The organism is Maridesulfovibrio sp. FT414, assembly GCF_050916235.1.
In the GTDB taxonomy this organism is placed as follows: Bacteria; Desulfobacterota; Desulfovibrionia; order Desulfovibrionales; family Desulfovibrionaceae; genus Maridesulfovibrio.
The window spans coordinates 3,190,363-3,203,611 of sequence record NZ_CP104854.1 but is presented as its reverse complement, the minus strand read 5'-3'; the positions used below and the strand labels follow the sequence as shown (position 1 = coordinate 3,203,611).

15 protein-coding genes are annotated in these 13,249 nt (G+C 51.1%); 6 read left to right on the top strand and 9 right to left on the bottom strand.

The features are described 5' to 3' along the window. Window positions 1-54: 54 nt before the first annotated feature. The 4 genes from N7E73_RS14165 to N7E73_RS14150 all read right to left on the bottom strand — a co-directional run bounded on the left by N7E73_RS14165 (window position 55) and on the right by N7E73_RS14150 (window position 4,183). Window positions 55-1,293: an EAL domain-containing protein gene (locus tag N7E73_RS14165; RefSeq protein WP_432735542.1), complete on the bottom strand. Its 1,239-nt coding sequence runs from the start codon at window positions 1,291-1,293 to the stop codon at window positions 55-57. A 116-nt stretch (window positions 1,294-1,409) separates the two neighbouring features. Beyond that, window positions 1,410-2,417 (bottom strand): hydrogenase expression/formation protein HypE, encoded by a 1,008-nt coding sequence (hypE, locus tag N7E73_RS14160; protein WP_432735541.1) that lies wholly within the window; start codon window positions 2,415-2,417, stop codon window positions 1,410-1,412. A 2-nt stretch (window positions 2,418-2,419) separates the two neighbouring features. Next, the gene (gene hypD / locus N7E73_RS14155) at window positions 2,420-3,514 is read right to left on the bottom strand and encodes a hydrogenase formation protein HypD (RefSeq protein WP_432735539.1); all 1,095 of its coding nucleotides are present in this window, start codon (window positions 3,512-3,514) and stop codon (window positions 2,420-2,422) included. Window positions 3,515-3,817: 303 nt separating this feature from the next. Next, window positions 3,818-4,183: a response regulator gene (locus N7E73_RS14150; protein ID WP_432735537.1), complete on the bottom strand. Its 366-nt coding sequence runs from the start codon at window positions 4,181-4,183 to the stop codon at window positions 3,818-3,820. Between the two features lie 178 nt (window positions 4,184-4,361). Between N7E73_RS14150 and N7E73_RS14145 the strand changes: the two genes are divergently transcribed. Then, entirely contained in the window at window positions 4,362-5,321 is a 960-nt protein-coding gene (locus N7E73_RS14145; protein WP_432735535.1) for a chemotaxis protein, read from the top strand. A gap of 160 nt (window positions 5,322-5,481) precedes the next feature. Beyond that, a complete protein-coding gene (locus N7E73_RS14140) occupies window positions 5,482-5,808 on the top strand; it encodes a hypothetical protein (RefSeq protein WP_432735532.1) in 327 nt (108 codons plus the stop codon). Window positions 5,809-5,909: 101 nt separating this feature from the next. Here N7E73_RS14140 and N7E73_RS14135 read toward each other — a convergent pair whose 3' ends face one another. From N7E73_RS14135 to N7E73_RS14115, 5 genes are all read right to left on the bottom strand, one after another. Beyond that, window positions 5,910-6,119 (bottom strand): cold-shock protein, encoded by a 210-nt coding sequence (locus N7E73_RS14135; RefSeq protein ID WP_432735529.1) that lies wholly within the window; start codon window positions 6,117-6,119, stop codon window positions 5,910-5,912. A gap of 34 nt (window positions 6,120-6,153) precedes the next feature. Beyond that, on the bottom strand, window positions 6,154-6,372 hold the full coding sequence (gene infA, locus N7E73_RS14130) for a translation initiation factor IF-1 (protein WP_432735527.1): 219 nt from the start codon (window positions 6,370-6,372) through the stop codon (window positions 6,154-6,156). A gap of 121 nt (window positions 6,373-6,493) precedes the next feature. Next, window positions 6,494-8,125, bottom strand: coding sequence for a GTPase HflX (gene hflX / locus N7E73_RS14125; protein ID WP_432738873.1), 1,632 nt, complete (start codon window positions 8,123-8,125; stop codon window positions 6,494-6,496). A gap of 83 nt (window positions 8,126-8,208) precedes the next feature. Then, on the bottom strand, window positions 8,209-8,808 hold the full coding sequence (locus tag N7E73_RS14120; RefSeq protein ID WP_432735525.1) for an IMP cyclohydrolase: 600 nt from the start codon (window positions 8,806-8,808) through the stop codon (window positions 8,209-8,211). A gap of 180 nt (window positions 8,809-8,988) precedes the next feature. Continuing rightward, a complete protein-coding gene (locus tag N7E73_RS14115; RefSeq protein WP_432735523.1) occupies window positions 8,989-9,543 on the bottom strand; it encodes a tetratricopeptide repeat protein in 555 nt (184 codons plus the stop codon). 314 nt (window positions 9,544-9,857) lie between these two features. On the opposite strand from N7E73_RS14115, the gene flgB reads away from it, so the two are divergent. The 4 genes from flgB to fliF all read left to right on the top strand — a co-directional run bounded on the left by flgB (window position 9,858) and on the right by fliF (window position 13,248). Beyond that, on the top strand, window positions 9,858-10,268 hold the full coding sequence (gene flgB / locus N7E73_RS14110; RefSeq protein ID WP_432735522.1) for a flagellar basal body rod protein FlgB: 411 nt from the start codon (window positions 9,858-9,860) through the stop codon (window positions 10,266-10,268). Then, the gene (gene flgC / locus N7E73_RS14105; protein ID WP_432735521.1) at window positions 10,268-10,708 is read left to right on the top strand and encodes a flagellar basal body rod protein FlgC; all 441 of its coding nucleotides are present in this window, start codon (window positions 10,268-10,270) and stop codon (window positions 10,706-10,708) included. Before flgB ends, flgC begins: the two co-directional genes overlap by 1 nt. A 42-nt stretch (window positions 10,709-10,750) precedes the next feature. After that, on the top strand, window positions 10,751-11,077 hold the full coding sequence (gene fliE / locus N7E73_RS14100) for a flagellar hook-basal body complex protein FliE (protein WP_432735520.1): 327 nt from the start codon (window positions 10,751-10,753) through the stop codon (window positions 11,075-11,077). A 566-nt stretch (window positions 11,078-11,643) separates the two neighbouring features. Further along, window positions 11,644-13,248 (top strand): flagellar basal-body MS-ring/collar protein FliF, encoded by a 1,605-nt coding sequence (gene fliF, locus N7E73_RS14095; protein WP_432735519.1) that lies wholly within the window; start codon window positions 11,644-11,646, stop codon window positions 13,246-13,248. Window position 13,249 lies beyond the last annotated feature (1 nt).

Sequence of the window (13,249 nt, the reverse complement as noted above, 5' to 3'; positions counted from 1 at the left end):
GCACTGTTCCCTGCAGACTTTCACCCGACCAGGCCTTACCAAATCGTACAACCCTCAGGAATTCTCACCCAACAATTTGTCCACATACTGCAAAACCAGAATCAGACCCTTTCTGGCATTATCCCTGTAAAAATATCCGGCAAGATACCTCGCATCCTGACGGCAGAATGGAGTTGCACCGAGATAACCGGCACACTTTTCCAGTCCGGCATTCAGGTACATGAAATACTCCTCGCAACTGTGGTCACTGCCTACTGCGGCAGGCTTTATTCTTACACCCACACGATCCCCCGATTTGCCCACAACCGTTTTGCTGACCTGCTTACCGGAATCACTGAGAATAAAAGCGGAAACAAGCTCCGGACTGCGTTTCACAAGATCATCAAGCACTCCGTTCATCATGGACGGATCTTCGGACTGCAACCTTGATATGGCACTTTTGAGGATCAAGTGCATTTCCCGAAATGTTTTCTGGGCATCATTCACACTGGCAAGACGATTTTCCCGGTAATGAAAATGGACTCTGGCGACCTTGTCCGCAAAATTTCCGCCTTCCTCTGCCTTGTCTGAAAAAAAATATCCCTGCTGAAGACAAAAACCGGTCTCAGCCAGAGCAAATGATTCGGCTTCCGACTCAACTCCTTTAGCCACCGGAATCGCCCCGACCTGCTCTATAACCATAGCTGCAGATGCAGCCATTCTTTTTATATAGCCCGAATTCTCAATTCCGGCATAGAGGCTCCGATCCAGCTTTGCAAAGTCAGGCCTTATTCTCAACATCCGTTCCTTGCAGGCAAGACCGGCATCAACGTTATCCACTGAAATTCTGTATCCCTGTTTCTGAAGCTTTCTGATAAGCTCCATGGGAACTTTTTTCTGAAGCTGTTCGGAATCAAATTCCAGAACCACCTGCCGAGGATTGTACTCAAACGGGGTGAACAGGCTTTCAAAGTCCATCCCCTCATAAAGATCATCGCTGAACAGGGCCAGATTCACATTGAGAAGCAAAAGCATGGTGGGATATTTTTCGGAAATGGAACGGTAGGACTGCAGGCTTTTGGACAGGCAGAGCTGTTCAACCCTGCGCCGGGCCTGCGGTGGCAGACTTTCATTGAAAAGGCACGACGCATCCGCGACGGTATTTCCCAGCTCGTCCACTCCGCGGGCAAAGGCCTCAAACCCGACAATGCCCCTGCTTTCGAGAGATATTACCGGCTGAAAATATACCGCGACACCCTGCTCAGAAATGACCTGCTTCACGGCCGCTATGCACTCTTTCAATTCCTTGATCAATACAGCCTCCCATTCTTATTTCAGCGTAACACATGTTTATTATTAAAATACACCAAAAAATTCGGCCCCATCCCGCAAGCGGGACAGGGCCGAATCAACTCCGTAATAAACTTATGTCAGCAGATTCTGGGAAGCTGCTCACCTTCAAGCATGTTCAGAAGCCTTCTGCCTCCAAGCGGCGTGACCAGCACAACCTTGCCCGGATTGGCATCTGTTATGGTTCCCACCTGACAGGCATCGCGACCGAGTTCGTCAGCCCGCATTATTTCAAGGGCCTGCTGGGCGTGCTCCTGCGGCAGGATACAAAGGAATTTTCCTTCGTTGGCAAGGTAAAGAGGATCAAGACCGAGGAAAGAGCATCCCCCGGCAACTTCCGGTTTGACCGGTATTTTTGACTCCTCAAGTTCGCAGCACACATTGGAACTGGATGAGATCTCGTTCAGGGTTGTTGCAAGCCCGCCGCGGGTAGGATCGCGCAGCACGTGCACTTCCGGAACTTCGCGCACAAGCTTCACCAGCAGATGGTTGAGTGCCGCACTGTCGCTCTTCACATTGGACTCAAGGGAAAGACCCTCACGGGTTCCAAGAATGGTCAGCCCGTGATCGCCCATGGTGCCGCTGACCAGCACGGCGTCTCCGACAGCGGCACGGTCTCCGCTCGGAGCCGGGTCGACTATAATTTCACCCACTCCGGTGGTGTTGATGAAAATCTTGTCAACCATGCCGCGCGGAACAACCTTGGTATCCCCGGTGACAATGCTCACCCCGGCGTGACGGCAGGCCTCGCCCATGGACGCGACAATTCTTTCAAGGTCGGCCATGGGCAGCCCCTCTTCTATAATATATGCACAGGTCATGTAACGGGGAATGGCGCCCAGCATAGCAACATCGTTGACTGTTCCGTGTACCGCCAGTGAACCGATATCTCCTCCGGGAAAAAATATGGGGTCAACAGTGAAACTGTCAGTGCTCATGGAAATTCTGCCGTTAAGCTGCAGGCAGGCTGCATCATTGAGCCGGTCAAGTTCGGGGTTTGCGAAATGTTTGAGAAAAAGTTCGGAAATAAGCCGCTGGGAAGCCCTTCCCCCGGAGCCGTAATCGAGTAAAACCTTATCTGTGGACATAACTAATCTACTTTGTATTTGAAGTAAGCGGCACAGCTGCCTTCAGTTGAAACCATGCACGGACCGACAGGCTTGGCCGGATTACAGGCCTTGCCGAACAGGGGACACTGTTCAGGAGTCATCTTGCCCTTGAGCACATCCCCGCATTTACAGCCGGGAAGCGGCGGGCATTCACCGATCTTGAGGTCGAAAATACGCTTGGCGTCAAACTCCGCAAACTCTTCGCGGAACTCAAGTCCGCTGGCCGGAATCCTGCCGATACCACGCCAGAGCGCATCGGAAGTTTCAAAGACCTGATACATTATCTCAACCGCCTTGGGGTTTCCGAACTCAGAAACCCCACGGGTATACTGGTTCACCGTGGCGGGTCTGTCCTCTTTGGAAGAGCGGATCATGAACAGCAGGGCCTGCAGAATATCAACGGGGTCAAATCCGGTTACAACAGCAGGCTTGCCGTATTTCTCACCAATAAAATCGTAGGGATGTATCCCGATTACGGTTGAGACGTGTCCGGGAAGGATGAAGCCGTCAATACGCGTTTCAGGATCGGAAATGAGCACATCCAGAGCAGGCGGGACCAGTTTGTGAAATGAAAGCACCTTGAAATTCTTCAGCCCTTCCTGCTTGGCCATAAGCACGGTTCCGGCGATGGTCGGGGCTGTAGTTTCAAAGCCTACCCCCAGAAAAACCACAGTGCTGTCAGGATTCTTGCGTGCAATCTCCAGAGCATCAAAAGGAGAGTAGATGATTTCCACCCGCGCCCCGTCGGCCTGCGCGTTCTTGAGACAGTGTCCCTTATCACCGGGCACCTTGATCAGGTCGCCGAAAGTGGCGATAATGACATTATCCTTGCCCGCGAGATCGATGAAAGAATTTACCTCGGACTCATGTGTCACACATACCGGGCATCCGGGACCGCTCAAGTGAATGACTTCCGCAGGCAGAACCGAATGAAGACCGCTGCGGAAAATAGCAACGGTATGCGTCCCGCACACCTCCATGAACCGAATCTCGCCATCCAGTTCCTCCCGCAACCGTCCCAGCAGTTCCCTGCATAGTTCAGGATCCTTGAATTTTTCCAGAATCTCAAGCGTCAAACCGCACCCCCAGAGTTAACGTTTCCCTTAACAACCTTCCAACCTCAAAAAACTTCTCCGGAGCCGGATGAAAGCACCCCCCATCCTGCAGCCGGATATCGGCCAAAGCTCGAAAACCAGATGGTATTCAACCAGAATATAACCTTATTTTCAGACAGCTTTTGTTCTCATTATACGCATTCCCGCAAGCTAACAACCCATGAGCGCCCAATATTTTCGCAGGACCAAAAAAAGCCCCGCCTTTCAAGGGCGGAGCAGAAAAAACAAGTGGGCACCTATGCTGAATGAAAACCAGTAATACCACTACTTCAGGCAGCGTCTGATAACCTCCTCAAACTCAGCCTTATCGATGGGTTTGGGCAGGAAATATGTGGCTCCCAAAGCCAGTAGATTGGAAATATCCGAAACACCCACAACAGCGGACATAATCACGATGGGCAGATTCATGAACTGGGAATCCCCCCGCAGAGTCTGGACCAGCTGGCGCCCATCCATCTCAGGCATCATTATATCCGTCACTAAAACATCAAACTTGTTCTCGGCTTTCAAGGCTTCATAGGCATGTTTTCCATGCGGGCTTACAAATGGGATCAGGCCCATATCCGTCACAAATCTAGCGGCGAGCTTCTGCGAAATCTTATCATCTTCAGCAATCAGTATTTTATTCATGCAAGACCTGCCTTCTTTCATTTCTACATAAAATAAACCTATCAAATCAAAATTGTAAAGTAATAACAACAACTGCTTTAAATCCAAATTTTATGGACCTGTTCTTTCGATTGTAGTAATTTACCGGAATAAGATAGAAGATCTATAAATGAGTTAATCACAGTCAGGAGCCTCTGTCATGGCTAAAAATGAAATTCTACTCGAGACCGGGACCAACGAACTGGAGATTCTGGAATTTTTTATCGATATTCCCGAATCTGAAGACGGTCCGGAGGCACGCTGCCACTTCGGGGTCAATGTTGCCAAGGTAATGCAGGTAATCGAAAGCCCGCAGCTGACTCATCCTGAATCAGCAGAACATCCGTGTTTTATGGGAACCATTCCACTACGCAACCACATCCTGCCTGTCCTGGACCTGGCTGTCTGGCTCGGTATGGAACGCAAACCGCACAAATACGATATAGTGATAGTAACTGAGTTCAGCCAGACCGTTTCCGGATTTCAGGTCAGCGGCGTGACCGAGATTCACCGAGTTGGCTGGCAGCAGGTTCTTTCCCCTGATAAATTCATGAGCAGTTTTGACGACAGCTGCATTGTCGGCATTGTCGAGCGCGAGGACAGATTCATCCAACTGCTCGACCTTGAATCTATCCTTGCCGACCTTGACCCGACACTGGGCGGAAACCTTGGTGAACCGACAATGGTTGCAACGGAGGCTTACGCGGCACTGGTATGCGACGACTCCCCGACAATCCGGGCCATGCTTGAACAGAGCCTTGATAAAGCCAACTTCCGTCATTCCATCGTTCACAACGGCGAGGAAGCACAGAAAGCCCTCAAGCAGGCCAAGCTGGCATCCCAGCAGGAAGGTCGTCCTATTACCGACTATATTGAGATCGTTATTTCTGACATTGAAATGCCTCAGATGGACGGATTCAGCCTGACCAAGTGGATCAGGGAAGATGATGTTCTGAAAAACCTGCCGATAATCCTCTACTCCTCAATCATTACCAAGGAACTGCGCCACAAGGGCGAATCAGTCGGTGCAGACGAGCAGATTTCCAAACCGGACCTGCACCTGCTTCCTGAAAAAGCCATCAGGCTTATAGAAGCAAAAAAACGGGTCCGACCGTACTGACCCGACCGGTAAAGAAAAACGGCCCGTATTCCATATGGGCCGTTTTTTCTTGCACTGATCGAAAAGCCGACATAGTTTTCATACCGGACCAAGATATTATTTTCCCGCAAGGAATTCCTGCGGGTTAGTGCAACTTCTGTTTACGGAGGAAAAATAACTTATGGAAGACGTGAGAGTGTACGGCGATGTCCACGGACTGTCCGAGCAGGATTTCAGGGACATCGAACTGAAACTCCCCTTTGAAAAGATCGTCTACAAAGACAAAGTTCTAAATGTCGATTATGAAGGACATTATATTGATATAGAAGATTTCCTTGAAGAGCTGGTAAAAAGGCTCCCGCCCGAAGGGTGGGCCAAGGTCGATTTCATAGACCACGTGGAATGGGCCCTGACCCGCTATGAGATCAACGACAATAAACTTACGGAACGACTGGTCAATGTGGACGCAGTGCTAGAGCCCACCAAGAACGAAGACGGCCAGAGATAGCCTTTGGAAGCCCTGTTCGTTCCAGACTTTTGCTAAAAAATTGGCCGCATGGAGGACAACTCCATGCGGCCTTGGAAATGTTACCTGACTTAAGGCACAATTCAATAATTTATGACCCGCACATCTGCAGCTTTGGGAGCAGTGTTCTCGTCAAGGATCTCAAAGACGACTTTCTCTCCGACATTAAGGGTCTTGAATCCGTCTCGAATTACTTCAGAATAGTGCACGTAAATATCCCGCCCGGTTTCATCAACGATAAAACCGAATCCTTTGATATCATTAAACCAGCTGACAACTCCTTTAGAACTCATAAATCCCCCGGCATTCAGCCGGCTTCAGCTGAAGTTACTTCATGCGGAAAGTGATGCGACCACGGGTCAGGTCATAAGGCGACAATTCAACCTTTACCTTATCCCCGGGCAGGATGCGGATATAATGCTTACGCATTTTACCGGAAATATGTCCCAGAATAACGTGTCCGTTTTCAAGCTCGACACGAAACATGGCGTTCGGCAGGGCTTCCTGCACTACGCCTTCCACCTCAATGGCATCTTCCTTGGCCATGGTTTCCTCCGTCTGCCTCCATATGTCTGCGGCAGCTATAGCATTACAGACTTTTCCTCTGATTTTTGTACAAATTTACAGTCTGTAAGGCAAGATGGAAAATTAATTACATTAGTCCAAATTACAGTTTATCAAGCGCGTCCATGATTGCGTCCACCAGTGTATTGAGCGATCTGCGCTCCACTGCACTGGCTGGAATGCCCTGCGGGTAACTGTTTTTCATCAGTTCGCGCTGTTCCTCGTCAAGGCGATCCCATTTGTTGAGAACCAGGATCTGAACGACTTCATGCAGCTCCATATCCTCAAGAATTCTGTTTACTGCGGTTATGTGCTCCTCAACCTCCGGATGCGAGGCATCACAGACGTGCAGCAGAACATCCGCAGCTTCAAGTTCCTCAAGGGTGGCGCGGAAAGCTTCCTTCAGCTCCTTGGGAAGATGGCGTATGAACCCTACCGTATCGGTAAGGATGAGCTCCTGCTCACGGGGAAACCGGATACGCCTGCTAGTGGGATCCAGCGTGGCGAAAAGTTTATCCTCGGCAAGAACTCCGCTGTTGGTAAGGGTATTCAGCAGGGTTGATTTCCCCGCATTGGTATACCCGACCAACGATACAACCGGAACCCCGGCACTGGCGCGCTGCTCGCGGGTAAAACCCCGCTGCCTGCTGACCTTCTTAAGCTCATCACCGAGCTTGGTAAGCTTGTCCTTGATACGACGGCGATCTATTTCAAGCTTGGTTTCACCCGGACCGCGTCCGCCGATGCCGCCCATGAGCCGGGACATCGCCCGGTTCTTACCTACAAGGCGCGGCATGGTGTACTTGAGCTGGGCCATTTCCACCTGCAGCTTGCCGGCTTTTGTTGTGGCATGCTGGGCAAAAATGTCGAGTATGAGCTGGGTACGGTCCAGTATCTTGCGCTCGGTGAGCCTGGCCAGGTTGCGCATCTGTGCGGCAGATAATTCCTGGTCGAAAAGAATAACCTCGGCATCGGCCTGCAGTGCCAGAACTTCCAGCTCGGCAAGCTTGCCTTTACCCATAATGAACTTGGGGTTGACCTGCCTGATGCGCTGCACAAGACGTCCTTCGACTTTCAGACCGGCGGTATCGGCCAGATCCGCGAGTTCGTCAAGAGATCTTTCCTGTGCGGACTTGGAATCCGGCGAAACACTCACCATTATCGCCCGTTCGCGCTTGTCCGAGGTGTCTCTGGTCCGGTCCGCCCTGCGGAATTCATCCTCAAGGGCACGAATCTGGGCCGGAAGGTCTATCTCGGCACGATCCCAGCGTACCGGCGGCAGTTGTTCATATGGTTTTTCACCGGCTCCGGGAGGGAGAAGGTAGGCATACTGAACAGAATCCGGCTCGCCCTGCTGATCGCAGGTCAGAACGGTGACACTGTCCAGACGCAGGAATACCATGTCCATGAGGTCTTCCTCGGACAGGTGTTCCCCGGAAATATGGGTATGAAGGAGACGAAGGCCCCGGAGACGCCCTTCGGACTGACGCGCTCTGGGCAGTTCTGGAATATAGATGGACCCCGGATCGCCGACAAGGATCATTTCCGGCCTGCCCTGCCGATTGACAAGCAGACCGATCTGACGACCGATTTCCCGGCTCAGGAAAGTAAGTTCCCTGGCCTGTTCATTCGAAAAACCGCAGGGGTCACTGTAACGACGATCCGCAAGCCGGTTGACCCGCTTGAGTTCGCTCGGTTTGAGACCCTGAGTGTTTCCTTTGGCTTTGAGAGCTATGGCAGTTCTTCCTTTATATATATTTCAAAGATTCCAAACTATTAAGGCGGACAGTCATAAATTTGACCATCCGCCGAAAAAGCTTAAGCGTCGTGATCCGCCAGATATTTGGCGATCATGGAATCGTATTCGGATACCAGTGCGAATGTTTCCGCGGCAAGATCTTTTCTCAAGCCCAGGGATACACATCCGTCGTTCTTTTTCATATCTTCGAGGATGCGTGGATAGTGAACCGGGCTCGGGACAACCAGAACAGAATGAAAATTCTTGGCCGAAGCACGCAGCATTGTAGGTCCGCCGATGTCGATCTGCTCGACGGCGTTCCTCAGGTCCTGCCCTTCGCTTACAGCCTTGGCAAAATTGTACAGGTTGACGCAAACCATATCGATCGTCTTGATTCCATGTTTCTCAAGAGTCGACAGGTGTTCCGGGTTGTCCTTGTCCGCGAGCAGTCCGCCATGCACGTGCGGGTGCAGTGTCTTGACACGGCCTCCCATAATTTCAGGGAATCCTGTCACATCGCTGACGGATTTAACATCAAGGCCGGCATCAAGAAGCATTTTCCTGGTGCCGCCGGTGCTGATAAGTTCAACACCATAGCCGACCAGTTCGGAGGCGAACTCAGCAAGGCCGGATTTATCGGTAACACTCAAAATCCCGCGTTTGATAGGCAACATATCCATAGCACATCTCCCGAATGAAGTTTTTTGTGGAGTTGTGCCGGATTTGCTCGCCAATTGCAAGCGTCCGCAAGCCCGTTTCTCCCCGGAATCAACCTTTTTCCGGAGTCGGCTCCCGTTCCTGACCATTCAGGAACGGGACCAACCGGGAGGGGAGTCGGCTTTATGTAGTGGAACCGTGAGCTAGATCTGTTCCAGCAGTTCCTTTGCCGCAGCATTAGCGGGATCCATTTCAAGAATCATTTCAAGCTGTTCCACAGCCTTATCCTTCTGATCCATGCAGATGTAAAGACCTGCAAGGGAGTAACGGACTTCGTGCTTTTCAGGATCAGCTTCAAGGAATCTTTCCAGGAAAGGAGCAGCCTCGGCAACCTTGTCAGCCTCATGGCCGATACGGATGATTCCGAACAGGGCAACCATGTTTCCAGGGTTGAGATTCAGTGCCTCGGCAAAATTCGCGAAAGCTTCTTCCTTTCTGGCGGTTTCCATCTGGATCAGACCCATTCCGGCATAACTCTTGTCGGTTACTTCCACAGAGTGTGCCTTCTGGTACAGGGTCATGGCAGCATCATACTCTCCCCGTTGAACCGCGATGGTTGCAAGCCCGATATAGGGATCGGGATGCACACCGTTGGAGCCGGCGGCCTTCTTGTAGTAATCTTCAGCCTTATCCAGTTCACCCATGAAAAGGTAACATTCGCCCAATTCCTTGTTAATTTCGTAATCCAGGTGACTCATAATCCCCTCCGGTAAATATTTACCACCGTCCCTTGCCGGCGGCATTTTTGTTCGGCCATGATTGGCCTGCCAAAACAAATGCAACCTGCGTGCCAAACCACACCATCTTCGCCATACATCATAAATAACGAGCACAATCCCCTGCCCGTTTTCCGACACCGTTTATCTATTCACACCACGTTTACGTCTTTAATTCTCATAAAAACAGCATGTTACTCTCATGGCACATCATTTGCTAATCAACAGGCACCAACAAAAGTACACAATTTTCCGACCATGAACGTACCGGGAAATTTTTGCAGGAGGATAAATACATGAAAGGACTTTTTGGGAGCCACATCGATTTGACAGCCAAGGTTCTGGACCTCAGGCTTCAGCGTCAGAATCTCGTCTCCTCCAACCTGGCAAACGTCAACACCCCCGGCTACAAGGAAAAGCGGCTCGAATTCGAAGGGGAACTGCAAAAAGCCCTCGGACTGGATGCCAAGGGCAAAATGACCAAGACCAGCCAGATGCACATCCCCGCCGCATTCAATGCAGGCAAATTTGACGGGAAGGTTCTTTCCAACTTTGAACCACGCGTGGTTCACGGTGAGGATGCGGTGGACATGGATAAGGAAATGGTAACCATGGCCAAGAACAGCATGCAGTACAACGCCCTTACCCAGGTAATCGCCAAGAACTTCCAGGGAATGGAAAAAGTAATCCAGAGCGGAGCTAGATAATGAACTTCATGACAGCACTTGATATCGGAGCGTCTGGCCTCAAGGCACAGAGAGAGTATCTGAACGTCGTGTCCATGAACATGGCGAACTCCAGGACAACACGCACCGCAGAAGGCGGACCCTACCGCCGCAAAAGTGTTGCCATGGAATCAAGCCCCCTGCTCTCTCCCTTTGACTCGGTAATGAACCAGGAAATGAACAAGCAGCTTCGGGGTGTAACCGTAAGGGGTATCGTCAACGACACCCGCCCCTTCAAGGAAGTATACGAACCCAACCACCCAGATGCGGACTCCAAAGGGATCGTGCGTTATCCGGACATCAACGTTGTTGAAGAGATGGTCAACATGATCACCATCAGCAAATCATACGAGGCCAACGCACAGGCTGTGGAATCAGCCAAAAACATGTTCAACCGCGCACTGCGCATCGGCATGAGCTAAGGCTGACAATTAACCGACAGCACATCTGCAAGGAGAATCAAAATGGCCATCAGAAACGTAGCAATGCAGGCATACACAAATGCCCTGAAGACCCAGCAGCAGTTCGAGAAGAAGTTCGACAAGACCATGAACATGGACAAGGCCGAACCTAATTCCTTCTCCGAAACACTGACCAATTCTCTCAAGGGAGTAAACGACCTGCAGACCGAAAAGAGAGCCATGATCGAGGATTTCGCTTCCGGCAAGAACCAGAATGTCCACGAACTCATGATCTCCCTGCAGAAGGCAAGCGTTGCCATGACCATGACCTCCACCGTACGCTCCAAGGTTATGACCGCGTATCAGGAAGTCCTCAAAATGCCTTTCTAGCAGGCTGTTGAAAAACGGCGATCTGCGTCGTTGCTTCAAAAAATTCAAATCCTCACGTACCGGAAGTACGCTTCGGCCTTGAACTTTTTTCGTGCCTAGCATCTCACCATTTTTGAACAGCCTGTGTTTTTGATTGTTTCAACGGGCTGCCAGGCTAGGTCTGAATTAACCGGCAGCTTCGGCTGACCTTGCAAAACATAAATCTGACTCCCTTCAGCCGTCATACTTCCGTACCACGGCTGAACCTGAACCAGCCATACAGTTATCACCGGGTTGTCAGCATACAGAAAAGTAACGACCGGCCCGACCGGACTGCTTTTACGAAAATAACAACACCTTCGTTTTCTCCTTTGACCCGGCACGCCAGTGCTGTGTCAAAGGAGCGTGCAATTATTTGACAATCCCACCCCCACAGCCTTGCTACTCCAGATCATTTTTTTGTCACCCGGCTCATGCCGCTCTTTCATTTCGAACAAAATGCACCGTAAGTAGTCAAAACAAATTAATTTAATTGACTTGGACCGCATATTGCTTTTTCAATATGAAAAATCGTCAGGAGTTTTACCATGCCCAATATTATCGCCGAGTATCTGGATAAATTCAGAGGTTTCTGGTCCGACCGCACTGTCTCCCAGAGAATTCTCATCGGAGGTCTGGCGGCCACCGTCGTAATCGCATTTATATTGATGGTCTTCTGGCTAAACCAGACTGAATACCGGGTACTTTATACAAAACTCTATGCAGAAGACGCTTCACGCGTCGTCTCCATCCTGCAGTCCACCAAGGAGCCCTACAAGATTCAGGACAACGGCTCCACCATCCTGGTCCCTGCTGACAAGGTTTACGACCTGCGTCTGAAAATTGCCGGGGAAGGAGCACTTCACGGACAGGGCATCGGTTATGAAATTTTCGACGAAGTTCAGATCGGCCAGACCGACTTCATCCAGCGCATCAACTACCAGCGTGCCCTTCAAGGTGAGCTGGCCAGAACCATAAGCGAATTTCCGCAGGTCGAAAGAGCTCGTGTTCACCTCGTACTTCCGGCCAAGTCACTCTTCATAGAAGAACAGGCCAATCCTTCAGCATCAGTAGTACTCAAGCTCAAGGAAGGCGAGAAGCTCAGCGACCAGCAGATCAAGGGCGTTCTCAACCTCGTTGTCATGTCAGTTGAAGGCCTGAAGCCATCTGCGGTGACCATCACCGATATGCGCGGACAGGTCCTCTATCAGCCGGAAGATGACGGCGGTCTGGGATTGAACGTCTCCAACAGTCAGCTTGAATACAAGAGTGGAATTGAGTCCAAGATTGAACAGCGCATCCAGCGCCTGCTTACTCCCATAGTCGGGCCTGACAAGGTTATCGCCAAGGTCAACGCCGAGCTGGATTTCAGACAGCGCACCATCAAGCAGGAAACCTTCGACCCCAACGGACAGGTGGCCCGTTCCGAACAGACCAGTGAGGAGACCACCCGCGGTACCGCCAACGTAGACGGCGGAGTACCCGAGGCCAACTTCCGCGGTGACGGATTCACCGGCACGGCCACCACTCAGGACACTAACCGTGAAACACGCACCACCAACTACGAAATCAACAAGGAAGAACAGCAGATCATAGTTCCTGTGGGTGAAGTCCGCAGAATAAGCGTGGCAGTCATTGTCGACGGAACCTATGAAAAGAATCCTGACACCGGCGAAGTGACCTACGTGCCCCGTTCTGAAGAAGAAATGCAACGCATCCGCGAACTGGTCCGCAACGCAGTGGGCTACGACGAAGTACGCGGTGACTCACTTGAAGTTTCCAACATGTCCTTCGGCATGCAGGACCTCTTCGGAGATGAAGGTCTCATGCGCACCATGCTGGAATACGCTCAGCGCCTCGGCAAGCCCTTCCTCAACGGCCTGCTTATCTTCCTCTTCCTGATCCTGGTTGTACGCCCCGTGGTCATGGCTCTGATCAAGCCTCGTGTGGCTGAAGAAGAAATTGAAGAGGTCGCAGGACTGCCGCAGGCAGGAGACAGACTCGCCCTTGATGAAAGTGATCTTGACGAAGAGGCTCTTGATACGGCACGTAAGCTTGAGAACGCCAAAGCTCAGGCCCTGCAACTCTCAGAAAAGAATATGGACCAGGCCGTGCAGGTACTCAAGAGCTGGCTGAAGCAGGAGGCAGCATAAA